This window comes from Streptomyces sp. NPDC028305 (assembly GCF_055569495.1).
This window is the reverse complement of sequence record NZ_JBVHTN010000006.1, coordinates 1-26,680: the sequence shown is the minus strand read 5'-3', so window position 1 is coordinate 26,680 and position 26,680 is coordinate 1. Positions and strand designations below refer to the sequence as shown.

Genomic DNA, 26,680 nt, shown 5'->3' with positions numbered 1-26,680 from the left:
AGCGCGCGTCTGCCCGGGGGTGTCTCATCGCTGAGCTTCGCTCTGGCTCGCATGCGACCCCCACCTGCCTGCTGTCGTTGTAGCCGGTCGTGTGCCGGTCATGTCAACCAAGTCTCCCTCAGGGCTAGTTGCGTATTCGCGTGCAACATGCGTTTTCGCTCGACCTTTTCCGGCTGCCGGTGCTCAATGGAGGTACCGCCGGAGTTCGGGGGCGGAACGCCGTGACCGCGTATGCATGTCGTGGTCATGACGTTTCTTAGGCGTGCCTGTACGGCTGAAAGGGAGACTCAGGATGGCGACGCTGCCGTCGTGGCAGGACAAGGAAAAGTTCGGGGGCAAGATTCGGGCGGCCTTGTGGCTGGAGACCGAGGTCGGAGAAGGCAACATCTTCACCAAGGCGCAGCTGCGTGAGGCATTCCCGGGCGAATCGCAGATCGATCGGCGGCTGCGGGACCTTCGCAAGCACGGATGGCGCATCGACACGAACCGCGATGATCCCGCCTTGAAGCTGGAGGAGCAGAGGTACGTCAGCAAGGGCGCTGAGGTATGGATTCCTGGCCAGGCAAAGGTCGCAAAGCACGAGAACAGCCTGAGTCCGGCTCAGCGCAACAAGGTGTGGCAGGCGGACAACTTTCTCTGTCGCAACTGTGGGGTCGGTGTAGGTGAGCTCTACGAGGACGGCATCGAGCAGTCGAAGCTGAACGTCGCCCGTCGCAGCGTCCGGCTGGAGGACGGCACCGTCGACGTGCAGTACGTCACCGAGTGCAAGCGGTGTGGTTCGGGCGGAGCGGATCGCGAGGTGGATCTGGGGGCGGTGTTCGACGGTGTGAAGAGCCTGACGCCGCTGGAGCGGAAGGTCTTCGCCGGCTGGATTGAGGCCGATCGTCGGACGGTGAGCCCGCTTGAGAAGCTGTGGGGGACTTACCGGACGCTGCCTGAGGAGTCGCGCGCGGCCGTCAAGAAGGCCGTACACGGCGGCGAAGAAAGCTAAGAGGGGGGACGAGGAAGTCATGCTGCGGGAGTTCGCACCGCCGCCGCGCGCGGCGGAGTTCAGTGAGTTGATCAAGAAGAGGCTGGAGGAGGTGAAGACCTCGGGCGGCACCCGGGAAACGGTCACCGTCGAATGGAACGAACAGCGGGTGCCTGTGGAAGTGATCGATCTGCCGCTCGCCGGACTGTACTTCAACCCCAGCACCCACCGCATCCGTGCCCAGCGCAGCCACAACGCTGAGCGTGACGAGGCGCTTGACAAGGACCCCTGGAGCGTTGAGAGCCAGGATTACCTGAGGCATCTGCTTCAGGCCGAGCCGAAGGACCCGAGCCGGAGGGACCCCGACTTCGACAAGCTGAAGGACAGTCTGGAGCAGTTCGGCCAGAACGACCCCGGACTGATCACCCACCAGGGCATCCTCGTGAACGGCAACACCCGTGCCGCCGCGCTTCGGGAGATCGGTGCACAGTCGATGCGCGTAGGGGTGTTGCCGGAGTCGTTCACCTGGGCAGACATCAACGCGGTCGAGCTGTCGCTGCAGCTGCGCAAGGACCACCGTCGCGAATACTCGTACATCAACCGTCTGCTCGCCATGGAGGAGCAGGCTGCGCTGGGCCGGACTCCGGATGCCATTGCGAAGGAGTTCCGGATCAGGCCCGCTACGTACCACCAGGAGCGCTGGATCCTCAGCACCATCCAGGACATGATCGAGCGCAGCCGGAGCGGTGGTGGTGTGGTGCTGCGTCTGGTGGACTTCGAGGACGACCAGGAGAAGCTCAAGGAGCTTCACCGCGCCTACGAGAAGCTGGCCGCAGCCGATCCTGACCAGGCCGAAGTCCTCAAGGAAGTCCGGATGGCAGCGATCACGCTTGGCTTCGCCAAGACCGACGTGCGCCACATCGAGGAGGGCTTCCAGGACAGGTACCTGGGCCGTACGCTCCCGGAGAGTCTGAACACCCTGGCCACTGAGGAAGAGGCAGTGGCTGTGCCGGGGCTGGGGGTCTCGGTTCCGGGGGCGTCGGCGCCTGTCTCCGCGGCCCGGGCGCTCAATGACCAGATTTTGCGGGCGAAGGCCACCGCTCTCAGCACTGATCCGGCGATCCCGGACAGTGACAAGAGCAGCGCTCAGTCTCTCTTCTACGATGCTAAAAATGCGTTTGATGCCGCGATCGACGCCGCTGGCCGTGACGCTCGCGTCCGCAAGCGGAAGCAGATGGCGCCGGCCCGTCTGGCTGATGCTTGTGCCGACATCGACCAGTGCGTGGTCGATCTCGTGCAGGCGCGCGCCACCCGTTCTCTGGACGAGGAGGCGTTCGACGAGGCTGTGCTGAAGCTGCGGGACAGTCTTCGCAAGCTTGCTCAGCAGGCAGGTCGCGGTATGCCACATCCCGGTGACGGCGTCTCGTGGCTCATTGACGCCGTGGCTATGGAGATCTCCTGATGACCGACGCCGCGGTCGAGACGTCCTTGCACCTCGGCTTCGATGAGACGCGCACAAAGGTCGTTCTGAGAACCACCGAGAAGCATCGAGACGATCTCGTCCAGCTGGCCGCCCGTTTCCGTACGGGCGGCCAGCTCGGCCCCCTCATGGCGTCGGTGGAGCTCGATGACCTGCTGGGAAGACTGAACGCGATAAGCACATGGCCACACCCATCCGGCGTGGCGTGGGCTCCGGAGTTGCAAGGCCTGGTCGTTGGGGTTCTCCAGGATGCCGAAGTTGTCAAGAAGCGGCTCGCGGCCCCCGAGCACTCGGGCGAAGCCCGTGCTGAGGACGTCAACAGCCTTCTCGGCGCTGAGTGGCAGGCTGAGTTGAGTGAGTTCCAGCGGCGCGACATCGCGAAACTGCTGTCCCTCCAGCATGGGGCGAATTTCAGTGTTCCCGGTGCCGGCAAGACCCGTGTGGCGCTGGCCGTGTACGCCGCACAGAAGGCACAGGGCAAGGTCAGCCGGGTGTTGGTCGTGTGCCCCAAATCGGCATACGAGTCCTGGCAGTACGAGACCGCTGTGTGCTTCCGCTATCCGCTGCGGACACACATCTTCGACCGGTCTCTCGACCAGTGGGCCGAGGTTCTCATCGTCAACTACGAGCGCCTGGACCGCTCTCTCTCGACACTGGCGGGATGGCTGAAGTCCGCTCCGTCAATGATCATCCTCGACGAGGCGCACCGGATGAAGCTTGGCGTACGGGGTACCTATGGTGCGGCCTGCATGGCACTCGGCCCTCTCGCTCAGCGGCGGCTGATTCTCACTGGTACTCCAGCCCCCAACGGCTCCAAGGATCTGGAGAACCTCCTGGGCTTCGTCTGGCCGGGGCACGGGCAGCGTTCCGTGGCGCAGGCAGTGGCCGGCGGGGACCTCGCCCACGCCAGTACGGTCTTGCGACCGCTCTTCACCCGGACGACCAAGCATGAGCTCGGTCTGCCGCCGATGGAGCTGCGCATGCGGTATGTAGACATGCCGGATCTGCACAGCGAGATCTACAGCTCACTGGTGGGAGGGATGAGTGCCGGGGCTGCACGCGATGATCTCAGCTCGCTAGGGAAGACGGCCTTGCGATTGCTGATGGCCGCGACGAGCCCGGCTCTTCTCATCGAAGGGGCGAGCCGCTACGAGCCGCTGGCCTATCAGCTGCCGCCCCTGGAGATCCCTGAGAGTGACTCGCTGTTCACGCTCACACAGAACCTTCCCGACTACGAACTGTCGCCCAAGTACAAGGAGGCCGCGGCGATCATCGCCGAGAACGCCGAGCGTGGGCGGAAGACGCTGGTCTGGACTACGTTCGTGCGGAGCCTCACTACGCTGGCTCAGCTGATGGAAAAGTACGGTCCGGCGGTTGTCCATGGCGGGACCCCTGACCGTGATGAGCAGCTTCGCCGCTTCCGCGAGGATCCCGGGTGCATGGTGCTGATCTCGAACCCGGCGACTCTGGGGGAGGGCATCAGTCTTCATCATGTCTGCCATGACGCGGTGTACGTGGACCGCGATTTCGTGGCAGGACGCTTCCTGCAGAGTCTCGACCGCATCCATCGCCTGGGGCTGGCTCCCGGCACGGACACCCGGGTCACGGTGCTCGCTGCCCGGAACACGATCGACGAGGTGGTCGAGGCACGGCTGAACCAGAAGCTGGAGTTCATGGGGAAGATTCTCGACGACCCGACCGTGCAGCAGCTCTCCGATCTGCAGGAGGAGCCCTCGGTGGCGGCCGGCCTCGCTCCCAGCGACATCGAGGCCCTTCTAGGGCACATGAGCCAGAACCGACCCCGCTCCTAGTGGGGTTGCCCCCGGCTGACCAGGCTGGTCCAAGTCTGGTCAGCTTGGCTGCGCAACTCATGGTCACCGGGGTGCCGACGCATGCGAGACTGGGCAAGATATTTTGCGTCGCATCAGGAGGATCTTGCCCATGGGCGGCAGTGGCGGTAGTGGCCCGCAAAGTGACCTGCAGCTCACGTCGGTTGAGATCTGTGCGGGAGCGGGTGGCCAAGCCGTCGGCCTCCATGAGGCCGGCTTCCGGCACCTAGCCCTCGTTGAGTGGGATCCTCACGCCGTCGAGACCCTCAAGGCCAATGTAGGCCGCTGGCACGGCTGGGACGAAGAAAAGGTCGAGAATCTTAAGTCTCAAGATGTTAAAGAATTTCTTGGGTCGGATCAGCGCAAAAATCTCGACCTTGGCGATGACCGTCTTGATCTCCTCGCAGGCGGAGTGCCTTGCCCGCCGTTCTCACTAGCGGGTAAACGGCTTGGTGAGGATGATGAGCGCGATTTGTTTCCAGACATGCTCGGAATCGTTGAGGAGCTTCGCCCTAAAGCGGTAATGATCGAGAATGTGCGTGGCATCTTGCAGCCGCCACACGTTTTCATCGAGTACCGCAGGCGCATTCTGGAGACCTTGGGCAGCTTGGGGTATGTCGTCCCTGACATTGACAAGGATTGGCCCGTCGAGCGACAGGACAAGGAGATGCGCCGCGTTTGGCGGCTACTGGAGGCCCGTGATTTTGGTGTGCCTCAACTCCGGCCCAGGGCAATCTTGGTTGTCATTCACAAGGACTTCATGGGTGACAGGTCCTTCGTGTGGCCGAAGCGTCTTATCGAAGATGTTGTTTCCGTTAAAGATGTACTGGAAGACAGCATGCGTGAGCGCTGCGAACAATTCTGGGACAAGAACAAGAGGGGCAGGCGGGCCAAGTCGGGCGAGCGCACAGGGCAGCAAGTCTTTGAGACATGGCTGGAGGCTGCCGGGAAGGCTGAGGCGAACTCTTCCGACGGTGTCGCGCCGACGCTGGTGGGAGGGTCCAAGAAGCATGGCGGTGCCGACCTGGGGCCGACCCGGGCCAAGCGAGCCTGGGCGGCGATGGGGGTCGACGCGACGGGAGTCGCGAACGACCCGGATGCGTGCGACCCGGAGCGCGATCTGTTTCGTCCTGCTGGCCCGATGCTGACCGTCGGGCAAGCCGCCCGCATTCAGGGATTTCCTCGCGACTGGAAGTTCCAGGGGGGGAAGACGGCGCGTTACCGGCAGGTGGGTAATGCTTTCCCGCCGCCGGTCGCGGAAGCGGTTGGCCGGGCCATTGCAGCCGTGCTGCGGCCGGATGACCGTGAAAGCCTGCTCAAGCGGTATGAGATGGAAGAGGATCAGGCTGTGCTGACAGCCGAGGAAACCGCCCATCAGATGGCCGCATTCCCGGCATCAGCGCTTGCCGAGCCCCGTCCGGCGAGCGAGGACCGTAGCGGTGATCTTGTCGGCGCAAAGCGCTGACGGCTCATGTTCCCAGAACCGGAGCACCAGCCAACCAGCTTCGGTGAGGCACTTGTCTGTGTCGCGGTCGCGTGCAATGTTGCCCGCGACCTTGCCTGACCAGTATCCAGGGTTGGTTTTTGGGGAGACGTAATGCTCCGGGCAGCCGTGCCAGTAGCAGCCATCGATGAAAACGGCGACTTGCGTCGGGCGGAAGACGATATCCGCCGTGCGGCGCAAGTCGGATAGTGGGCGCGCGGCCACGCGATATCTGAGGCCCCGAGCGTGGAGAAGCTGACGGATCACACGCTCAGGCTTGGTGTCGCGTGATCTGATCGCCTGCATGTTCCGGCGCCGTGCAGCGGATGATGCCCACGAACCTGGCGGCGGCGACCATTGCTCGGAGTCCGACATGGGACCAGCTTCGCAGACCCCCTGTCGCCAACGCGAACCTAGGTGTGGTGCCTCCCGCACCCCGACGGGAGCCCGCCTCAGGTCCTGCTTACGGCTGCCCCTGCGGGTACGGCGGCTGCTGGGCCGGGGGCCACGCGGGGTAGCCGTGGGGGCCCGGTGGGGCGTAGGTGGCCTGGGGGGAGTGCCAGTACGGCGGGGGCATCATGCCCGGGTGCGGGCCGGGGAGCGGGCGGCGGGGGAGGGGGACCGAGAGGGCCGCGTGGGCGAGGGCCGGTTGGGCGGTTTCGCGGTGTTGCCAGAGGCGGTCCAGGAGCTCGCGCTCGCGGGTGGTGAAGTCGGGGCCCGCCGTGCCGAGGTAGGCGCGGTGGCGGAGGAAGGCGAGTGAGGTGGCGGTCGCGGTGTAGTCGGCGACGACGCGGGCGGCGGCCGGGCCCTGGGCGCGGCGGGCGAGGTCGCGGGCGATGCCTCGGGCGCGCATGGAGGAGAGGGCTATGGGCTCGGGCGGGGTGAGCCAGCCGGCGGCCTGGTAGGCGGGGAGCTGGGCTCGTATGGTGCGCAGCTGGTTGTTGCGGGACCAGATGACCAGCCAGATCAGCAGGCCGAAGACGGGAACCATGAAGAGGGCGTAGACGGCGAGGAAGCCGTAGCCGCCGAAGGTGGCGGAGCCGTTCCAGAGGCCGTGCAGGACCATGGCGCCCAGCAGTGCGGCGATGGGGACCAGGATGCGGCGCGCCCGCTGGTGCTGGGCGGCCGCGGCGGCTATGCCGAAGCCGATGCCGGTGGCGGCGGTGAAGAGGGGGTGGGCGAAGGGGGACATCACCGCGCGGATGAAGAAGGTCGCGGCGGTGGTGGAGCGGATGCCCGAGTAGCCGAACTCCTGGTCGCTGACGAAGGCCGTGCCGAGGTACAGGATGTTCTCGGTGAAGGCGAAGCCGGTGGCGGTGATTCCGGCGATGACGACGCCGTCGACTATCCCGTTGAAGTCGCGGCGCCGGAAGAGGAAGAGGAGGAGGACGGCAGCGGCCTTGGCGCTCTCCTCGACGACGGGGGCGACGAAGGTGGCGCCCCAGGTGTCGGCGTCGGCCTGGCCGGAGGGGGTGGAGTCGGCGACGGTGGTCATGAGCCACTCGGTGGCGAAGCCGTTCGCGATGAGGGCGACGAGGGTCGCGGCGCAGGCGCCCCAGGCGAAGGCGAAGATCAGGTTCCGTACGGGCTCGGGTTCGACGCGGTCCATCCAGCGGAACGCGGCGATGAGTAGCGGTACGGGCAGGGTGGCCAGGCCCAGGCCCACCAAGAAGCCCTCGGTGCCGGTCTGCTCACGGACCAGCGCGAGGATGACCAGCCCGGAGAGGGAGAGCAGAACGACCAGTGCCGTGGCGCGCAGGGACTTGTTGTCCCACAGCGCGCTCAGCCGGTCGCCCCAGGAGTGGCGGCGCGGTGGGTACGGCCAGTCTCCGGCCGGCGGCGCGGACGCGGGGTCGGTCCACGGCTGCTGTCCGTATGTCGTGGCCGGTGGGCCGGGCTGCTGGTGCGGGGGCGGGGGCTGGTGCACCTGACGACCCTAACGAACGACGGAAAGGCGGACCGGAGGATTATGCCCAGGCGCTAAAGGGCGCTATGTGTCCTTGTGGCGGAAGATCAGGTCGTGGACGACATGGCCCTTCTCCAGGCCCTGGCCCTCGAACTTGGTCAGCGGGCGGAAGTCCGGGCGCGGGCTGTAGCCGCCGTCGGGCTGGGTGTTCTCGAAGTGCGGGTCGGCGGTGAGGACCTCGAGCATCTGCTCGGCGTACGGCTCCCAGTCGGTCGCGCAGTGCAGCAGCGCGCCGGGGCGCAGCCGGGTGGCGACGAGGGCGATGAACTCGGGCTGGATGAGGCGGCGCTTGTGGTGCCGCTTCTTGGGCCAGGGGTCCGGGAAGTAGACGCGGAGCCCGGAGAGGGAGGCGGGCTCCAGCATCTCGCGCAGCAGGATGATCGCGTCGCCGTTGGCCACCCGGATGTTGGAAAGGTTCTTCCGCTCCGCGAGAGCGAGCAGATTGCCCTGGCCGGGGGTGTGGACATCGGCGGCCAGTATGCCGGTGCCCGGGTCGGCGGCCGCCATCTGGGCGGTGGCCTCGCCCATGCCGAAGCCGATCTCCAGGACGACCGGCAGGTCCGGGTCGCCGAACAGCTCGCCGAGGTCGAGGCGGGAGAGGCCGTCGATGTCCAGGCCCCACTGCCCCCACAGGCGGCGCAGCGCATCGCCCTGGCCGAGGGTCACCCGGCCGCGGCGGGGGCGGAAGGAGCGGATGCGGCGCTCGTGGTGCGAGCCGGCGGGGTCGGCCACGGGGCCGCCGGGGAACATCGGCTCGGAGCGACGGTCGCGCGGGGGCGGCAGCGTGCGCTCGGCTCGGGGCTCGGGGGCGGTGTGGCGCCCGGCGGTGTGGTTCTCGGCGACGTGGCTCTGGGCGGCGTTGTTCTCGGACACAGTGCTTCGATTCTACGGGCCGGGGCGGTACGGCCCCGGGGCGCGGGGGCGCCGGGGATCGGGGGCTCGGGACGGACCGGGGGCCCGGGCCCCAGGGCTCGCGGCCCAGTGTCCGGTGTCAGAGGTGGTCCAGCACGCGCCGCGCGACCTCCCGGCCGATCGGCAGGGACGCCGTCGCCGCGGGCGAGGGCGCGTTGAGCACATGGACGAGGCGGGGGGACTCCTTGATCAGGAAGTCGTCCACCAGCGTGCCGTCGGGCAGCACCGCCTGGGCGCGCACGCCCGCCGGGGCCGGTATCAGGTCGTCGGCCGTGACATCCGGGAGCAGCCGGCGGACGGCGTCGGTGAAGGCGCGCTTGGACAGCGAGCGGCGCAGCTCCCCCGCCCCGTAACGCCAGTGGCGGCGGGCTATCTGCCAGGAGCCGGGGTACGCCAGCGTCCCGGCCAGCTCGCGCGGGTGGACCGTGTGCCAGGCGTAGCCCTCCCGGGCGAGGGCGGGCACCGCGTTGGGCCCGATGTGGACGGTGCCGTCGACGCCGCGGGTCAGATGGACGCCGAGGAAGGGGAACGCCGGGTCGGGGACGGGGTAGACCAGGCCGCGCACCAGGGAGGCGCGCGAGGGGACCAGCTCGTAGTACTCGCCGCGGAAGGGGACGATCCGCATGCCCGGGTCGTCGCCCGCCAGCCGGGCGACGCGGTCGCAGTGCAGACCCGCGCAGTTGACCAGGGCCCGGGCCCGCAGCACCGACCCGTCGGCCAGACGGACCGCGACCGCCGAGGGGCGCCGCCCGATGGCGCGCACCGCCGCTCCGTAACGCACCGACGCCCCGGCGTCGCGCGCGAGGCGGGCCAGCCGGGCCGCCACGGCCTTGAAGTCGCAGATGCCCGTCGTGCCCACATGGATGGCGGCCAGGCCGCGCACCCATGGTTCGTACTCCGCGAGCTGGGCGGGGCCGAGCTCGCGCACCGGGATCCCGTTCTCCCGGCCGCGCTGGACGAGGGCGTGCAGCCGGGGCAGCTCCGCCCGCTCCGTCGCCACGATGAGCTTGCCGGTCACCTCATGGGCGATGCCGTGCTCGGCGCAGAACTTGACCATCTCCGCCGCGCCCTGGGCGGCGAACCGCGCCTTCAGCGATCCCGGGCGGTAGTAGATGCCGCTGTGGATCACGCCGCTGTTCCGCCCGGTCTGGTGGCGGGCGGGACCGGCCTCCTTCTCCAGGACGGTTACGCGGGTGCCGGGCGCGGCGCGCGTGATCGCATACGCCGTCGACAGGCCGACGATCCCGCCCCCGACTACCAGCACATCGCAGTCCAGCGCTTTCACGTCACATCACCTCCCCGCACCACGCACAGTCCACTCACTCGACCGTCGAGTAACTATCATGACCCGCGCCACTGACAACCATCCGAAACCCCGGTCTTCGGCGACAGGGCACCCGGACGCCCGGCCGGGGTCAGGTGATCATGCCACCAGAGCCGGAGCCGGGCCCGGGCCGGTCCCAGAGCGGCCCCCAGAGCGGCCCCCAGGGCGGCTCCCAGGGACCGGACTCCGAACCGGAGCCGAGGCCGCCGGCCGTCACGCCGGCGCCATCAGCAGCGGACGCGCCCGCTCCCGCAGTTCGGCCACGCGCGGCTCGTCCCGGTACGCCTCCAGACGGTGCATCAGGTCCCGTACGTACTCGGTGGTGCGCGCCGACGAGATGCGGTTGGCGACCTCGACGGCACGGGCGCCCGCCGCGCACGCCGCGTCCAGATTGCCGGACTCCAGTTCGGCCACGGCGGACACGACGAGCCGCAGCCCGTGGGAGCGGACGAACTCCTCGGTCGGTCTGGCCAGCGCCTGCTCGGTGAACCGCCGCACCTGGCGCGGCAGTCTGAGGTCGCGGTAGCACTCGGCGGCGTCGGCGGCGAACCGCTCGTGCGAGTAGAAGTCCAGCCAGGACGGGTCGGGGTCGCCCGACCGGGACCGCTCGAGCCAGCCCTCGGCGGACTTCAGCGCCGCGCCGCAGGCCGGCCCGTCCCCGGCCTTGGCCTGGGCGCGGGCCTCGACGAGACGGAAGAAGCTCATGGTGCGGGCGGTGGCCAGGCCGCGGTTGCGCTCCACGGCGGCCTGGGCCAGGTCCACGCCATCGTCGGCGAAACCTCTGTAGGTGGCCTGAAGGCTCATGGAGGCCAGCACATAGCCGCCCAGGGGGACGTCGGCCGCGGCGCGCGCGAGCCGCAGCGCCTGGATGTAGTAGCGCTGGGCGGCCTCCTGCTGGCCGGTGTCGAAGGCCATCCACCCGGCGAGCCGGGTCAGTTCGGCGGTGGCGCCGAACAGGGAGCGGCCGACCTCGTCGCTGTACGAGCCGAGCAGCAGCGGCGCCGCGTCGACCCGCAGACACTCGGGCACCATCGACGAACGCCAGTCGCCGCCGCCGTACTTGGAGTCCCAGCGGCGCGCGTCCTCGGCGGCCTCGCGCAGCTTGGTGACGTCGCTATGGCCGACGCGCTGCGCTAAACCGTCCAGACCGGCGCTGCTCTCGGCGTCCTTGGGCTCGCGCGCGACCGACGGGTCGGCCGGGGTTATGAGCCAGCGTGACGCCGGGGTGGCATATGCGCTGACCGCGAAGGATCCGGCCAGACTCTGCCAAATCCCTCCGCCTCCGCGCCGACCCGCCAGATCCAGCCGGTAGAGCTCGGTCGCCGAGCGCACGGCCTGAGCGATGTCGCGCGGGAAGGCGAGACCGACCTCGGGCGCCGGATCGGCGTCGGCGAGCCCGATCTCATGGAGTGGTACGGGCCGCCCGAGTTTGCTCCCGATCGCGGCCGCAATCAGATGGGGCGCGGCGCCTTGGGGCACCATGCCCTTCGAGACCCATCGGGCCACGGATGTCTTGTCGTAGCGAAGCGTCAGGCCACGCTGGGCTCCGAGGTCGTTGACTCTGCGCGCCAGCCCAGCATTGCTGATCCCCGCGAGGGCGAGAACGGTGCCGAGCTTCTCGTTCGGCCCGCGTGGCTCTCTGGTCATGCGTACCCCTCGACAGCGCGGACGGCCGCCCCGGCATAGGCACGGGGCATTCGTAAACCCAGCGTAGTTCGCCGCATCCCGACCGTTAAGAGGTGGTGTCCCGGATGGCGAGATTCTTGTACGAACGGGCGTGCGGAGCGTGGTACGTGCTCCTGTTGTGTGTGGCTGTGCGCCCGTCCGTGCGCTCTGTCTCAGGGTTCGCGAGGACGTTTCGATGGGTCCTGCGTGGGTCGGCCCGCTGGACGGAATCCAGTGGGCTGGGGGACGCCGCCGCCTCATTCCCCGCGGGCGGCGGAGCGGTCCGGGAGGCGGATGCCGCCTCCCGGACTGTCGTGCCGTCAGGAGCGGTGCGGCGGCGTGTGAGTACTTCAGGGCATCCGCACGCCCATCAAGAGCGCCACGGAAGTTTGGCCGAATAACGCCCATCGGGAGTGAGCGCCCGACGGGTTCCCCCGTGGCTTCGTGTGGCGCTGATCGCGGCCGGGCTCCCGTGCCGGGCCGGGGAGGGGGAGGTCCGGCGCGGCGGCCCCCGTCAAGGGTCAGGGCCTCCCGCCGTGATCCGGGTGCCCGTGCCGTGATCCGGGTGCCCGTGCCGTGGTCCGGCGGTGCGTCATGGTCCCGTAGGCCGCACGGTGTTCGGTGGTTCCGGAAGCCCCGCGTGGTGAAACGGAAGCTGCTGTTCGCGCCCTCGTACGCCCCTTTGCGCCCCACTCATGGCAGCATGGGCCACGGCGGAGCGGTCCGTCGCGCCGACGGCGGTTTCCCGTACGCGCGTCCGCGCCTGGCGGGAATACGTCTTGTGATCAACCATGTTGTTTCTGTGGTCGAATGCGGTCAAAGGACATCGGGGAGATCCATGTAGTTGTCCGGTTCGATGCCGAAACCGTCGACGTGCTGTGCATGATGGCCCCTACTTCTTGGTTGCCTTGTTTGCCCACACCCTGTGGAGGCGCGATGCGGTGGTTGGTGGGGTGGAGCAGTACCGCATCGGGGCCGGACCCCTCGCAGGGTCGCGGGATCCAGCCGGTCGGCGCCCAACTCCTGTGGGCGGACCCCGATCCGCTGTGGGCCGTGGGCGACTGGCGCCCCGACGAGGTACGCGTCGTCCAGGCCGACCCCTTCTCCCGCCTCGCCGTCTTCGGCTGCTGCGGCGCCTCCGACGAGGAGCTGCGCGTCGGCCTGTTCGCCGCCCGCGGCGGCGCCCTGCGCCACCTCACCGCCTGGCCCGGCAGCTACACGGCCGTCGCGCAGGTCGGCCGCCGCACCACCATCGTCGGCGACCTGGCCGGCGCCCGGCCCGTCTTCCACACGGACTGGGGCGGCGGCACCGCGTACGCCACGGCCGCCCTGCCGCTCGCCGACCTCATCGAGGCGCAGCTCGACGTCAGCCACCTCGGCGCGCTCCTGGCCTGCCCCGACTCCCCGGAGGCGATGGGCGACGGCACCCCGTACCTGGGCGTCAGACGGGTGCCCCCGGGACACGCCCTGATCCTGCGCGACGGTGCCCGCGACATCATCGGCTACGAGCCCACCGCCTCGCTCGCCGTCGCCGCGCCCCAAGTGGAGCAGGAGAAGGCCGTGGACGGCATCCGGGACGCCCTCGTGGAGGCCGTACGGGCCAGGCTCGCCGCGCCGCGCCACGCTCCCGAGACCGACGGCCTCGACCCCGGACCGGTCCCCGGTATGGGCCCCGCCGAGCGGCGCGCGGCCCGCGGCGCGCCGGCGCCCGGCATCGGCGCCGACCTCTCCGGCGGCAGCGCCTCCGCCACCCTCGCCCTGCTGGCCGCGGGCCTGCCCGGGATGCCCGGCACCCTGCTCGGCCACGGCACCGAGGCGGGCGAACGCCTCCTCGCCGTCACCTTCAACGACCTGGCCACCCAGGGCGGCGTCCGCGCCCGCGAGGCCGAGCTGGAGCGGGCCGGCGCCATCGCCGCCAACCCGCGGCTGCACCACGTCGTGGTCGCCGGGGGCGAGGAGGCGCTTCCGTACGCCGCCCTGGACAGCGGCCCGCTCACCGACGAGCCCGGCCCCTCCATCGTCGTCGCCGAGCGCCACCGGCGCCGGCTCGCCGCGGGCAGCGCCGACCACTTCGTCGGCCATGGAGCCCGGCAGGCGCTCGACGCCCACCCGGCGCGCCTCGCCGACCTCCTGCTCGACCGGCAGCGCCGCCATCTGCTGCGCCCCGCCACCGCGCTCGCCAAGGCCGACGGCCCCTTCGGCCACTCCTTCTTCGTGCCCTTCACGGTCTACCGGGCGGCGCGCAAGCTGGCCCGTACGTCCTACCGGGACGGCGTCGAGGACGCCGCGAGCCGCCTCCTGGAGCGGCGCTTCACCGACGACGGCGGTGGCGGCGGTGGCGGCGGTGGCGGCGGAGCGGACGGGGGCGCGGGCGGCAGGGGCGGGCGCGGGGTCGTCTCCGCCTCCCTCGCCGCGCTCGCCTGGTGCCGCCCCGGCCCCGCCGCGCGCTGGCTCACCGGCGAGGCGCTGGCCGAGGTGTCGCTGCGCCTGGAAGCCGCCGCGGCCCGCCCCGTGACCCTCCGCCGCCCCGGGGAACGGCGCGCCGACGCGGCCCTGGCCCGGCACGCGGCCGACCACCGGGTGTTCGAGCAGGCGGCCGAGGTGCGCAGCCAGCGGCTCCACGCGCCCTTCCTCGACAACCAGGTTGTACGCGCCTGCCGCATGCTCCCCGAAGCGCTCCGAGTGCAACCCGGGGCGCGCGCGTCCGTGCTGCGCGCGGTCCTCGCGGGAGCGGGCATCCGCGACCTGCCGCCCGGCTGGGGAGCCCCCTCGCACGCCGCCCACGCCGCCTCCGTACGGGCCGGGCTGCGCGCCTGGGTCGGCGAGGTCGTCACCCTCTTCGACGCGCCGCTGCTGGCCGACGCGGGCCTGGTCGAGGCCCGCGTCGTACGCAAGGCGCTGCGCGCGGCGGCGGAGGGGGAGCGGCTGCCCCTGGACGGCCTGGCCGAACTCGTCTCCACGGAGGTGTGGCTGCGGCGGCTGCTGGCCCGGCGCGGCACGTGTTGGACGGGGACGGCGGCGCCGCGGCAGCGGGCGGTGGCGGGCGGGGTGGTTCCGCGGAGTCTGTAGGGCCGGAGCCGCGGTCTGTGGGCTCAGGTGTTTTGGGCTTTGTGTTCGGCGTATGGGCGGCGCGGCGCGCCGACTGCGTCGCTTATTCGTACGATCCGACCGCCGACCCGAGGACAATGACGCCGTGCGGTATCTGATCCTCGGCTCGGCCGAAGCGCGCGACGACGACGGGAACCCCCTGCCACTGGGCGGGCCCCGCCTCCGCGCGCTGCTCACCGCGCTCGCCATGCGCGCCGCACGCCCGGCACCCGCGCCCGTGGACGTCCTCATCGACGAGGTGTGGGCGGAAGACCCACCCCAGGACGCGCCCGCCGCCCTCCAGGCGCTCGTGGGCCGCCTGCGCCGGGCCGTCGGCCGGGACGCGGTGGTCTCCTCGCCCGGGGGCTACCGCCTCTCCACCGGCGGGCCCCAGGACGTCGACCTCCTCCACTTCGAGGCGCTGACGAAGAGCGGCACGACGGCCCTCGACGCCGGTGACCCGGAGACGGCCGCCGAGGTACTGCGGCAGGCGCTCGCGCTGTGGCGCGGCCCCGCGCTGGCCGACCTGCCGGACCGCGACGCGGCCGCCGCCCGCCCCGAAGCCCTCCGGCTGACCGCGCTGCACCGCCGTATCGACGCCGACCTCGCGCTCGGCCGCCCCGCGGACGCCATACCGGAGCTGCGCGAACTCGTCGCGGACCACCCGCTCGACGAGACCTTCCACGCGCAGCTGATCCGCGCACTGCACGCGGCGGGCCGCCCGGCCGACGCGCTCGCCGCGTACGAGGCGGTCCGGCACACCCTCGCCGACCGGCTCGGCACAGACCCGGGCCCGGACCTCAGGGCCCTCCACGGCCACCTGCTGTCCGGCACCCCCGCACCCCTCCCGGCGGGCGCGCGGGCGGCGGCCGTACGGGGGCCTGGTGGCTCTGGTGGCTCTGGGCGCTCTGGGCGCTCTGGGGGTGACGGCGCTGCCGGCGGCCGTGGTCCCGGCGGGGACGCCGGGGCGTCCTCCGGCGACGAGGCGGCGGGACGCGGGCCGTACGGGCCGCCCGTGGCACCTCGCCGCGTACCGGAGCGGACCCACACGCCGTACGCCGCCCAGGACTCTTCCGGTGCGGCTTGGGGCGGCGGGCACGCGAGGCGTGGCCCTGAGGCGGCCCACGGTGCGGAGACGGCCTTTGGGGCCGAGACGGTCGGTGGCGGCGCCGCCCGCGCCGCGTACGCCGACCCCGCCCCTGGGGCGACTCAAGGCCCCGGGGCGGCCTACGAACCGGTGGCGCCCCGTGCTCCGGAGACGGCCGGTGGACCAGGGGCGACGCGTGGGGGTGCCGCCGTCGGCGTGCCGGACCCCGGCCATGACCCCCGGGCGGCCTGTGGTCCGGAGGCGGACCACGGTCCGGAGCGGGCTCGTGGAGGAGCCGCCGGTGGCGCGCCGGGCTCCCGCCGGGGAGGTGAAGCGGTACCAGAGACGGCGTACGTGGACCGTGGCCCCGGAGCGGCTCACGGTCCGGAGCGGGCTCGTGGAGGAGCCGCTCCTGGCACGCTGGGCTCCCCCCACGGCGGTGAAGCGGCCCCGGGAGCGGCGTACGTGGACCGTGGCTACGGGAGGGCCGACGGTCCGGCTGCGCCTCACGCTCCGGAACCAGCCCAGGGGCCGGGGCCGACTGGCGGGATCGCAGCCGCCGGCGTGCCGGACTTCGGCCACGGCGCTGAGACAGCCCAAGGGCTGGCGTATGGGAACCATGACCCCGGGGCGGCTTACGGTCCGGAGGAGGCTCGTGGAGGAGCCGCCCGGGCGCCGTACCCCGGACACGGCGGCGAAGCGGCCGAGGCCGGGTACGCCGCCCACGTCCCCCAAGCCCCCTCGGAAGCCGCGCCCGACGCCGCCCGCCGAGCAGCCGGGGCCGCCCACAGCACCGGCCCCGCCCCGGCCGACACCCCGCCCGCGCCGCCGAACGGCGGCCACGCGCAGGGCGGCGCCCCGCGCCCGCGCGGCAACCTCCGCGCGCGGCTCACCAGCTTCGTCGGTCGGCAGACCGAGATCGCCGACCTCCGCCGGGATCTGCGCGGCGCCCGCCTGGTCACGCTCACCGGCCCCGGCGGCTCCGGCAAGACCCGGCTGTCCGAGGAGGTCGCCGCGGCCGTCACGGCCGCCTACCCGGACGGCGTTTGGGTGGTCGAGCTTGCCAAGCTCGACCATGCGGCGGCCGTCCCAGGGGCCGTCCTGAGCGCGGTCGGCGACCGTGAGACGAGCTTGCTCGCCACCAAGCTCGAAACGCGGCTCGGCGGGGCGGACGGCGCCGACCCGGCCGCGCGCCTCGTCGAGCTCTGCGCCCACCGCCGCCTGCTGCTCCTGCTCGACAACTGCGAGCACGTCATAGACGCCGCGGCGGCGCTCGCCGAGACGCTCCTGGCGCACTGCCCGGGGCTGAGCGTGCTGGCCACCAGCCGGGAGCCGCTGGGCGTGCCCGGCGAGACCGTACGGCCCGTGGAGCCGCTCCGGCCCGCGCCCGCCCACCAGCTGTTCGCCGAGCGGGCCGCGGCCACCCTGCCGGGATTCGACCCTGCGCGGGACCCGGACACGCAGGCGGCTGTCGCGGAGATCTGCCGCCGGCTCGACGGCCTGCCGCTGGCGATCGAGCTGGCTGCCGCGCGGCTGCGGCTGCTCACCCCCAGGCAGATCGCCGACCGGCTCGACGACCGCTTTCGCCTGCTGACCAGCGGCAGCCGAACCCTGCTGCCGCGCCAGCAGACGCTGCGGGCCGTCGTCGACTGGTCCTGGGAGCTGCTCGACGAGCGCGAGCGCACGGTGCTGCGCCGGGCGTCGGGGTTCGCCGGCGGGTGGGGGCTGAGCGCGGCGGAGGCCGTGTGCGCGGAAGCGCCGCCCGCCGCGGCCCCGTCGGCCGCATCCCCGGCCGACGGCATGGCGCAGAACGGCATGGCGCAGAACGGCATGGCGCAGAACGGCATGGCACAGGACGGCATGGCGCAGGACGGCACGGCGCAGGACGGCACGAGCGCCATGAGCGCCATAAACGCGTCCGTGCAACCCGATGCGCACCCCGAGCTCCGCCCCCGCACCCACATAGCCCGCGGCGAGGTGCTCGATCTGCTCGGGGCGCTGGTCGACAAGTCACTGCTGGTCGTCGACCACCCGACGGCCGACCAGGCCCCGGCCGAGGCCCGCTACCGGATGCTGGAGACCATCCACGAGTACGTCGGCGAGCGCGCCACCGAGGACTCCGTCGCCCGGGCCGACCACACCGCCGCCCTCGCCCGCCACACCGCCTACTTCCGCGACTACGCGCGCACCGCCGAGCCACGGCTGCGCTCCGCGGAACAGCTTCCCTGGCTGCACCGTGTCGAGTCGGAACTCGACAACATCCGGGCCGCCCTGAAGCGCTCCCTGGAGGCGCGCGACGAGCAGACCGTGATCGAGTTCGTCATGGCCATGGGCTGGTTCTGGTGGCTGCGCAACTACCGCGACGAGGGCGTCGCCTGGACCCGCGAGGCACTGATCCTCGGCGGTGCCATGGGGCCCGGGGACTGGCAGAGCGTGCTCGGCTCCATACCCGGGGATGTCCCGCCCGGGGAGGACGGCGTCGACGAGACCGCCACGCACTACTGGGACCAGATGGACCTGCGGCTCCTGTTGTTCTTCCTGAACGCGGACAACGCCGATGGGCCCACGTTGACCAGTCCCGATTCCGTGACCGCGGCCCATCGCATCCGCGATGCCTACACCGCCCACCCCGGCCCGCGCGGCGCCCGCTTCCCCGGGATGCTGTGGCCGTTCTCCGGGTTCCTCCTCGACGGTCACGCCGGGGTGATCCCGCTGATGGACGAGGCGGTGGCCAACTCCAGGGCGCACGGCGACGACTGGGCGGTCGGCGTGGCGCTGATGTTCCGCACGCATGCGGTCATCGACTCGCCGGGCGGCATGAAGAACGTCGAGGCGGACTGGGCGGAACTCCGCGAGCTCAGCAGACGGGTCGGCGACCGCTGGATGCTCGCCCAGGTCGAGACCGCCGCGGGCGAGATGGCCGCGAGCCACGCCCGGCTCGACGAGGCGCGGGCGGCGTACGAGTTGGCGCGGCGGCTCGCCCGGGAGATCGGCGCGCACGCCGAGGCACCGTTCATCATCACCCGGCTCGCGGATGTGGCGATCAACGCCGGGGAGCTGGACCGCGCGGAGAAGCTGCTGGACCACTCGGACGAGGAGGCGGAGCGCCGCGGCTCCCAGGACCGGGACGTGCGGTCGTTCAACGGCTTGCTGCGCTCCCTGGTCGAGCTGCACCGCGGAAACCTGGCCCGGGCGCGGGCGCTGTGCGAAGGGGCGCGGCGTATGGCGGAGCAGGCGACTCCACCCTCGCAGTTCTGGGTGCTCGCAGACGGCTTGGACGCCCGTATCACCGCCGACGAGGGCGATGCGCCCGGCGCGCTGCGCAAACTGCGCGACACCCTGAGCAGGGGCGCCGAGACCGGCTGCGTCGAGATCCTGCTGGCCCAGCAGGCGGAGACCGCCGCCCATGTCCTGGTGGGCTGCGAGAAGGAGGGCCTCGCCGCCCGGATGCTGGGCGCGGCCGACGCCTGGCGCGGTGAGCTGGGGCGCACCCCGCTGCCGCTGCGCGAGACGGAGAAGGCCACGGCGGCCGCGCACCGCGCCCTGGGCCGCGAGACCGTCGACGCGCTGCGCGCGGAAGGCGCGGGGCTGTCCGTCGAGCAGGTCATCGCCCTGCTCGACGAACTGGTGACGACCCCCTGGCCGGGCTCCTAGCCGGGCCAGCCCGGCCCAGGGGGTGTCCGACGGATCTTGGTGCCCGCGATGGCCACGCGGCGGAGCCGCATATCGACGACGCGGCTCACCACCCCGGGGCCCGGCGCGCCGAGCCCACCATGCTCACCGCTCACCCGGCACGCCGCACCCGCGCGGCCGGTGTCACACCGCCGGGCGCGACCGCAGCCCGTCCAGGAGAATGTCCAGCAGCCGCGCCGACGCCGCCGCCTGCTGCGCCGCGTCAGGCAGCGAGGGCGCCGCCGTGGCGATCACCAGCAGCACATCGGCCACCGTCACATCCGGCCGCAGCTCACCCGCTTCCCGCGCCCGGTCCACCAGCTGCCCGACGACCTCCAGCAGCGCCGCCGCGCCCGCGTCGTCAGGGCCGCCCGGGACCGGGCTGTGCTGCTCCACCAGGCGCAGTTCCGGCTGGGGAGGAGGGTCGGCTAACCCCACGTGCCGCTGCTGCGGCACCCGGACCTCCGCCTCCACCTCGACCCCGACCCGCAGCACCTGGGGCGGCAGCAGCCGGCCCGCGCCGGACGCCACCGAGGTGCGCAGGAACCGGGCCAGCGCGGACCACGGCTCGTTCTCCTGGCCGAGGGCGGCCCGCGCCTGGTCGGTCAGCCGGGCCGTCTCCTCCTCGGCTATGCGGCGCACCAGGACGTCCTTGCTGGGGAAGCGCCGATAGACGGTGCCCACCCCGACTCGCGCGCGCCGGGCGACGTCCTCCATGGGAGCGCCGTACCCCAGCTCCCCGAAGACCTCGCGCGCCGCGCGTAGCACGTGCTCAAGATTCCGCTGCGCGTCTACGCGAAGCGGAGCGTTCCGGCCGCCGGCTCCGTCTACCGATGCGACGGCTGACGACCAATGAGAACCCTGAAGCTGCATAGTGATCCCCCGGTAATGACGTCTCCCCCCGGAGACTCCCCGCCCAGAATGCCGGGGCAGTCTCGACCCCGGCGTGGAATACGAACATAGTTGAGCGCCGGTCAAGAAAGAAGGGGGTAGGTCCGGACAGATCGACCCCCTTTCGGAGTACCGCACCGCCCGTCTCCGCTTCCCCTGCCGCCCACTGCCCCGCACCCCCTTACTGACCTGCGCACCTTCCGCACGCCAGACCGAATGAGGGCCGCCGGGCGTGCCGAGATCGCCGGTCACACAATTCGTCGGGCCTGTGGACAAACCGCGGCTCTGCGTGCGTCATGGGAGGGTGAAGGAACCTGCGCGCATTCTCGTTGTCGGCGGTGGCTACGTCGGGATGTACACCGCGCTGCGCCTCCAGCGGAAGCTGAAGAAGGAGCTGGGGCAAGGCGACGTACAGGTCATCGTGGTCGACCCCGAGCCGTATATGACCTATCAGCCGTTCCTCCCCGAGGCGGCGGCCGGGTCCATCTCGCCACGCCATGTCGTCGTGCCGCTGCGCCGCGTCCTGCCCAAGTGCCAGGTCGTGATCGGCGAGGCCACGGCGATCAACCACGGCAAGCGCACCGCGACGGTCAGAACCCTCGCGACCGAGGAGGAGGGCACCGGCTCGATCGAGATCCAGTACGACGAGCTGGTGATGGCGCCGGGCTCCGTCTCCCGCACCCTCCCGGTCCCCGGCCTGGTCGACCACGGCATCGGCTTCAAGACCGTCGAGGAGGCCATCGGCCTGCGCAACCACGTCCTGGAGCAGCTGGACATCGCGTCCTCCACCCGGGACCCCGACGTGCGGGACGCCGCGCTCACCTTCGTCTTCGTCGGCGGCGGCTACGCGGGCGTCGAGGCGCTCGCCGAGCTGGAGGACATGGCCCGCTACGCCGTCCGCTACTACCACAACATCTCGCCCGAGGACCTGAAGTGGATCCTGGTGGAGGCCACCGGCCGCATCCTCCCGGAGGTCGGCGAGGAGATGGGCAGATACGCGGTGCGCGAGCTGCGCGGCCGCAACATCGACGTACGGCTGGACACCCGGCTCGACTCCTGCGTGGACCGGATCGCCGCGCTGAGCGACGGCTCGCGCTTCCCCACCCGCACCCTGGTGTGGACCGCGGGGGTCAAGCCGCACCCCATCCTGGCCTCGACCGACCTCCCGGTGAACGAGCACGGCCGCCTCAAGTGCACCGCGGCCCTCCATGTGGACGGGGTGGAGCACGCCTGGGCCGCCGGGGACGCCGCGGCGGTCCCGGACCTGACGGCGGAGAAGCCCGGCACGTACTGCGCCCCCAACGCGCAGCACGCCCTGCGCCAGTCGAAGGTGCTCGCCGAGAACCTGATCGCCTCAATGCACAGCCGGCCGCTGAAGGACTACGCGCACAAATACGCCGGCTCGGTGGCCTCCCTCGGCCTGCACAAGGGGGTCGCCCATGTGTACGGGCGGAAGCTGAGGGGCTACCCGGCCTGGTTCATGCACCGCGCCTACCATCTCAGCCGGGTGCCGACCTTCAACCGGAAGGCGCGGGTCCTGGCCGAGTGGACCCTGTCGGGACTCTTCAAACGAGAGATCGTCTCGCTCGGGTCGCTGGAGAACCCGCGGGCCGAGTTCAAGCTCGCCGCCGACACCGGCCGCCATCCCGAGGCCAGTTGACGCCGTTCGACGCCAGTCCATGCCCGTTCGGCGCTCCTCTGGGCGGAGGCGGGAACTCCCCCTGACCGACCGGCGTCTCACGGATGTCAGTCCGGTCGGCCACACTGGACGTGTGACCATGGGTGGGCTCGTATCTGCAAAGAGTGACAATCGCGAGGATTCGGAAGTTTGCTGCATTCCCCTGGGGGCCGTCCCCCGCACCCACACCCGCACCCCTCTCCGTACCCCCGCGCCGGCGCGCCGCTCAGCCACAACCTCGCGAGGTAACCCCCGGTGAACTTCACGCGCTGGAGCGCCCGGCTTCCCCGAACACAGCGACGCACCGCCGCCCGCACCGACCGCGGCGCGCGGCGGCCACAGCCCGCGGCCGCGGGCGGCGGCAGCGGCTCCGTCCCCGCCGCCCGGGGCGAGCGCTCCGACCCCTCGGACCGCGGCGAGCCGCCGCCGTCGGGCGCGGCGGGCCCCTTCCCAGAGGACGGGATCCCCGCCGCCGTCCCCACCCTCGACGGGCTGTCTGTCCATGACGTGCTCGGCCAGGTCCCGGCCCTGGTCGCCGTCGTCTACGGCCCCGATCACCGCATCGCCTACGTCAACGAGTCCTATACGGCCATCTTCGGCGCCCGGACCCCGGGCGCCTCCGCCCGCCAGGCCCTGCCCGAGCTCCAGGAGCTGGGGCTGCTGCCGCTCATGGACCAGGTCCTGCGCAGCGGTCGGCCGCGTACGGTCAAGTCCCGGCGCGTCCTCGGCGCGCGGGCCGGGACCGCGCCGGTGGCCGTGGCGGAGACGGAGGCGGCGGGCTCCGTGGCCGAGGGCTCCGTGGCCCACGGCTCCGTGGCCCAGGGCTCCGGCTCCCACGGCCCGGCGAGCGTGGCCGGCCGGGGGCGGCCCGGCTACTACACCTTCACGTGCTCCCCGATCGAGATGGCCCCGCCGGCCCCCGCCCCCGCTCCGGCCGCCGCGGTCACCTCCGGGGCCGCCGATGCCCCGGCGGTCGCGACCGCGCTCGGAGCGGCCCCGGAGCAGCCGTCGATCCCCGACCCCGGGGCGTCCGGGCCCGGCGCTCCGGACGGGGCCCCGCTGCGCGGTGTGCTGGTCTTCGGCGCCGACGTCACCGACCAGGTGGAGGCCGCGGAGCGGCTGCGCGCCAGCGAGCGCCTTCAGCGCCAGGCCGCCGTCACCCTCCAGCGCAGCCTCCTCCCACAGGAGCTCGAGCAGCCCGATGACCTGAGGGTCGCCGCCACATACCAACCGGGCGGCACGGACGCGGCCGTGGGCGGCGACTGGTACGACGTCATCACGCTGGGCGCCGGCCGCACCGCCCTGGTCATCGGCGACGTCATGGGGCGCGGCGTCCGAGCGGCCGCCGTGATGGGCCAGCTGCGCACCGCCGTCCGCGCCTACGCCCGCCTCGACCTCCCCCCGCACGAGGTCCTCCAGCTCCTGGACGGCCTGGCCGCCGAGATCGACCCCAACCAGATCGCGACCTGCGTCTACGCCGTCCACGACCCGAACGAGAACCGCCTGGTCTACGCCTCGGCGGGCCATCTGCCGATCCTCGTCCGCGACCCTGACGGCACCGTCCGCCGCGCCGCCGAGCCCACCGGACCGCCCCTGGGCACGGGCAGCTGGCTGCACACCTCCGCCTCGATCCCCTTCGGCCCGGGCTCCAGCGCGGTGCTGTACACCGACGGCCTGGTGGAGCGGCGCGACAAGGACATCTACGAGGGCGTGGCCGCGCTGGAGCGCGTCTTCGCGGGCGCCACGGGAGCGCCCCAGGTGATGTGCGACCGCCTGATCCGGGCGCTGGGCATCACCGCCGACCACGACGACGACGTGGCCGTGCTGGTCCTCCAGCACCCCGCCCGCACCGGCCATGACGCCGAGCTGTTCCACAACGCCGCCCTGGAGCTCCTCGGCGGCGTCGAGGCGGCGCCCCGGGCGCGGGCGTTCGCCTCCGGCGTCCTCGCCAGCTGGCGCTTCCCCATGGAACTGCATGACCTGGGCGTACTGGCCGCGAGCGAGCTGGTCGCCAACTCGCTCCAGCACGGTGTGCCGCCGATGCGCCTGCGGCTGCGCCGTACGGACCGCCGCCTGATCATCGAGGTGACGGACGGCGACGAGCACCTGCCGCGCCGCCGCCGCGCCGAGCCGGCCGACGAGGCCGGGCGCGGCATCTCCATCGTCGCGACCATCGCCTCGTCCTGGGGATCGCGCCGCACGCCGGGCGGCGGCAAGGCGGTCTGGTGCGAGTTCGCCCTCCCGGCGGGTTAGGAGCCGCGCGCGCCGAAAGGCCCCAGGCCCAGTCGACACGCGGCGGAGCCGCGATTCGACTGGGCCTGGGAAGAGGCGGGTAGGGGAAGCGAGCCCAAGGCGCGGCTCCGCCGCGCGGCCGCCGCAGACGCCGCGCTCCGGCGTTACGCCGCCGTGGTCACCGGCTCCGTCGACTCAGCCTGCGATCCCCGCTCCGCCGGCTCCCGCCGCTGCGCGGGCACCGCCGCACCCGGGGCGGTGCGCAGCGGGTTGTCCTGGCGGGCCGTGAGCCGCCTGCCCAGCCGCAGCGCGAGCACCGAGATACCGAGCGAGCAGCCGACGAGCATCGCGATGTACGCCACGTACATCCCCGACGCCGCCATCAGGCCGCCCACCGCCGGGCCGACGGCCAGCGCCAACTGCTTGACCAGCGCGAAGCCGGAGTTGTACTGCCCGACCTGGGTCGGCGGCGCAAGATCGGCGACCAGCGGGGCGACGGTCGGCGACAGCATCGCCTCACCGAGCCCGAAGAGCGCGTACGCCGAGATGATCGCGCCGGTCGCGACGGCCTGGCTGCCCGGCACCAGGCCGGAGGCGCCCGCCACCAGCCAGGCCACCGTCCAGACCAGACCGGTCAGCGCGATGACACGGCTGCGCCGCCGCCCCTCCACCAGCCTGAGCACGACGAACTGCGCCAGCACGATGGCCGCCGTGTTCGCCGCCAGCGCCGCGCCCAGCATCGCGGGCGAGATACGAGTGACCTCCACCGCGAACGCCGCCAGCCCCGACTCGAACTGTCCGTAGCAGGCGAAGAACATCACGAAGCCCAGCACACACAGCTGCACCATGGCCCGGTTCCGCAGCATGGCCCGCCAGCCGCCTCCGGCCTGCCTTCCCACGGCTGAGGCGGGGTCGAGCTTCGAAACCTTCGGGAGTCGTACGGTCGCCACGGCCGCGCCCAGCACCAGGAACATCACCGACTCGATCGCGAACAGCCGGACGAAGCTCGACGGGTCCGAGGCGTCGACCAGCAGTCCGCCGAGCAGCCCGCCGACGCCGAGGCCCAGGTTGTTGAGGAAGAACTGCGTCGCGAAGGCGCGTGAGCGGGTGGCCGTGGTCGAGCACCACACGATCATGGTGGCGAGGGCGGGCTGGATCACCGCGATGCCCGCGCCGAGCAGGGCCACGGCCGCGATGACGGACGCCTCGTCGGAGGCCAGACCCAGCCCCATCGACCCGAAGGCAGAGGCCACGGCGCCCACCAGGGCCACCGGTAGCGGGCCACGCCGGTCGATCACCCGACCGGTGAAGGGCAGCACGGCCAGCGCCGCGACAGCGAACACCGCGAGCACCATGCCCGCCGTGCTCGCGCCGAGATCCCGCACCTGCGCCACATAGACGAACAAGAACGGAACGGTGAAGCCGTTGCCGAACGCGCTCAGCGCGTTCCCCAGCTGGATCCGGCGCAACGCTGCGCCCATCGCGGTGGTCACACTCACCTGCCTAGGTCGAGAAGAAGGACTGAAGGGGACTGAAGCCGAATAGTGGAAGCCTCAAGACTTCAACACTAAAGTTCGAAGCTAAAGAGTACACCTCGAAGGACTTCGAGGCGAATGAGGACGTGCCATACTGCCCGGCATGCCTGAGACCCCCGGCCCGGCAGAGCCGAGCCTCGAGGAGCAGATCGCGGCCTACCAACGTGAGTTCCAGGACCTGGATCCGCAGGTGGAGCAGGTCGTCAGCGCCCTCAGCCGCCTCAACCGGCGGATGAACGTCGCCTACAGCCGCCAGACCGCGACCCTGGGCATCAGCAACACCGAGTGGGAGGTGCTCAAGGCCCTCGTCCTCTCCGGAGCCCCGTATCGACTGGGCCCCGGCGACCTGGCCAAGCGGCTCGGCCTCACCCCGGCCGCGATGACCCACCGCCTCGACCGCATGGCGAGCGAGGGCCTGGTCACGCGCGAGCGCGACGAGGCCAACCGCGTACGCGTCATCGTCGAGCTCACGGCGGAGGGTCGGGAGAAGTGGCTGGAGGCCATGCGGATGGCGTCCGTCTTCGAGGAGGATCTTCTCCAGGACCTCTCCAGCGACGAGCGCGGGGCGCTGGGCGAAATGCTGACGCGGGTCCTTCGCAGGGTGGAGGAGACCCAGCCGGACGCCGGCGGACGGCTGAGCGACCTGGAGTGAGAAGACGCGCCGGGAATGAAGTTGACACGCCCCGGGGCGATGCGTAATGTACTCCGAGCTGCCACGGAGCCTTAACGGTTCTTCGACAGCCACTCGCGCCGCACCGGCGGCAAACCACTACTGCACGGCCCCTCATCGGGATGGATTTCGGCGTGCCCGGAATTCTGTCCCCGGAGCTCGATTATGAGCCCCGGAGGAAATCCGCTAAAGTAGTGAA

15 protein-coding genes and 2 pseudogenes are annotated in these 26,680 nt (G+C 71.6%); 9 read left to right on the top strand and 8 right to left on the bottom strand.

All coding sequences use genetic code 11. The features are described from left to right. Positions 1–292: 292 nt before the first annotated feature. From ACZ4WQ_RS25380 to ACZ4WQ_RS25365, 4 genes are all read left to right on the top strand, one after another. Positions 293–991 (top strand): hypothetical protein, encoded by a 699-nt coding sequence (locus tag ACZ4WQ_RS25380; RefSeq protein ID WP_468022434.1) that lies wholly within the window; start codon positions 293–295, stop codon positions 989–991. A 19-nt stretch (positions 992–1,010) separates the two neighbouring features. After that, complete coding sequence (locus ACZ4WQ_RS25375; RefSeq protein ID WP_468022433.1) at positions 1,011–2,432, top strand: ParB N-terminal domain-containing protein; 1,422 nt, start codon at positions 1,011–1,013, stop codon at positions 2,430–2,432. Continuing rightward, a complete protein-coding gene (locus tag ACZ4WQ_RS25370; protein WP_468022432.1) occupies positions 2,432–4,261 on the top strand; it encodes a DEAD/DEAH box helicase in 1,830 nt (609 codons plus the stop codon). The genes ACZ4WQ_RS25375 and ACZ4WQ_RS25370 overlap by 1 nt, the downstream gene beginning before the upstream one ends. Before the next feature lie 130 nt (positions 4,262–4,391). After that, complete coding sequence (locus tag ACZ4WQ_RS25365; RefSeq protein ID WP_468022431.1) at positions 4,392–5,744, top strand: DNA cytosine methyltransferase; 1,353 nt, start codon at positions 4,392–4,394, stop codon at positions 5,742–5,744. Here the strand turns inward: ACZ4WQ_RS25365 and ACZ4WQ_RS25360 are convergent. The 5 genes from ACZ4WQ_RS25360 to ACZ4WQ_RS25340 form a co-directional block, all read right to left on the bottom strand. Continuing rightward, positions 5,676–6,137 (bottom strand): very short patch repair endonuclease, encoded by a 462-nt coding sequence (locus ACZ4WQ_RS25360; protein ID WP_468022430.1) that lies wholly within the window; start codon positions 6,135–6,137, stop codon positions 5,676–5,678. The two genes, ACZ4WQ_RS25365 and ACZ4WQ_RS25360, sit on opposite strands and share 69 nt — an antisense overlap. Before the next feature lie 88 nt (positions 6,138–6,225). Then, positions 6,226–7,689 carry a PrsW family intramembrane metalloprotease gene (locus ACZ4WQ_RS25355; protein ID WP_468022429.1) on the bottom strand — a complete coding sequence of 488 codons (1,464 nt, stop codon included), beginning with the start codon at positions 7,687–7,689 and terminating at the stop codon, positions 6,226–6,228. Between the two features lie 63 nt (positions 7,690–7,752). Continuing rightward, complete coding sequence (gene trmB / locus ACZ4WQ_RS25350) at positions 7,753–8,601, bottom strand: tRNA (guanosine(46)-N7)-methyltransferase TrmB (RefSeq protein ID WP_468022428.1); 849 nt, start codon at positions 8,599–8,601, stop codon at positions 7,753–7,755. Between the two features lie 118 nt (positions 8,602–8,719). After that, complete coding sequence (lhgO, locus tag ACZ4WQ_RS25345; RefSeq protein ID WP_311729069.1) at positions 8,720–9,925, bottom strand: L-2-hydroxyglutarate oxidase; 1,206 nt, start codon at positions 9,923–9,925, stop codon at positions 8,720–8,722. A gap of 252 nt (positions 9,926–10,177) precedes the next feature. Further along, positions 10,178–11,611 (bottom strand): MFS transporter, encoded by a 1,434-nt coding sequence (locus tag ACZ4WQ_RS25340; protein ID WP_311729068.1) that lies wholly within the window; start codon positions 11,609–11,611, stop codon positions 10,178–10,180. 954 nt (positions 11,612–12,565) lie between these two features. Between ACZ4WQ_RS25340 and ACZ4WQ_RS25335 the strand changes: the two genes are divergently transcribed. Beyond that, on the top strand, positions 12,566–14,698 hold the full coding sequence (locus ACZ4WQ_RS25335; RefSeq protein WP_468022427.1) for an asparagine synthase-related protein: 2,133 nt from the start codon (positions 12,566–12,568) through the stop codon (positions 14,696–14,698). A 52-nt stretch (positions 14,699–14,750) separates the two neighbouring features. Next, positions 14,751–17,039, top strand: a pseudogene (locus tag ACZ4WQ_RS25330) (AfsR/SARP family transcriptional regulator); the annotation flags it as partial. A gap of 603 nt (positions 17,040–17,642) precedes the next feature. Here ACZ4WQ_RS25330 and ACZ4WQ_RS25325 read toward each other — a convergent pair. Further along, positions 17,643–17,741, bottom strand: a pseudogene (locus ACZ4WQ_RS25325) (hypothetical protein); the annotation flags it as partial. A gap of 1,878 nt (positions 17,742–19,619) precedes the next feature. Beyond that, complete coding sequence (locus ACZ4WQ_RS25320) at positions 19,620–20,348, bottom strand: TetR/AcrR family transcriptional regulator (protein ID WP_311729065.1); 729 nt, start codon at positions 20,346–20,348, stop codon at positions 19,620–19,622. A gap of 322 nt (positions 20,349–20,670) precedes the next feature. Here ACZ4WQ_RS25320 and ACZ4WQ_RS25315 point away from each other — a divergent pair, with 322 nt between their 5' ends. Together ACZ4WQ_RS25315 and ACZ4WQ_RS25310 are read left to right on the top strand one after the other, a co-directional pair. Then, positions 20,671–22,026, top strand: coding sequence for an NAD(P)/FAD-dependent oxidoreductase (locus ACZ4WQ_RS25315; RefSeq protein ID WP_385346111.1), 1,356 nt, complete (start codon positions 20,671–20,673; stop codon positions 22,024–22,026). Positions 22,027–22,299: 273 nt separating this feature from the next. Beyond that, entirely contained in the window at positions 22,300–24,297 is a 1,998-nt protein-coding gene (locus tag ACZ4WQ_RS25310) for an ATP-binding SpoIIE family protein phosphatase (protein WP_385346113.1), read from the top strand. A gap of 143 nt (positions 24,298–24,440) precedes the next feature. On the opposite strand, the gene ACZ4WQ_RS25305 is transcribed toward ACZ4WQ_RS25310, so the two are convergent. Continuing rightward, positions 24,441–25,769 (bottom strand): MFS transporter, encoded by a 1,329-nt coding sequence (locus tag ACZ4WQ_RS25305; protein ID WP_398377328.1) that lies wholly within the window; start codon positions 25,767–25,769, stop codon positions 24,441–24,443. A 145-nt stretch (positions 25,770–25,914) separates the two neighbouring features. On the opposite strand from ACZ4WQ_RS25305, the gene ACZ4WQ_RS25300 reads away from it, so the two are divergent. Further along, entirely contained in the window at positions 25,915–26,463 is a 549-nt protein-coding gene (locus ACZ4WQ_RS25300) for a MarR family winged helix-turn-helix transcriptional regulator (protein ID WP_311729062.1), read from the top strand. Positions 26,464–26,680 lie beyond the last annotated feature (217 nt).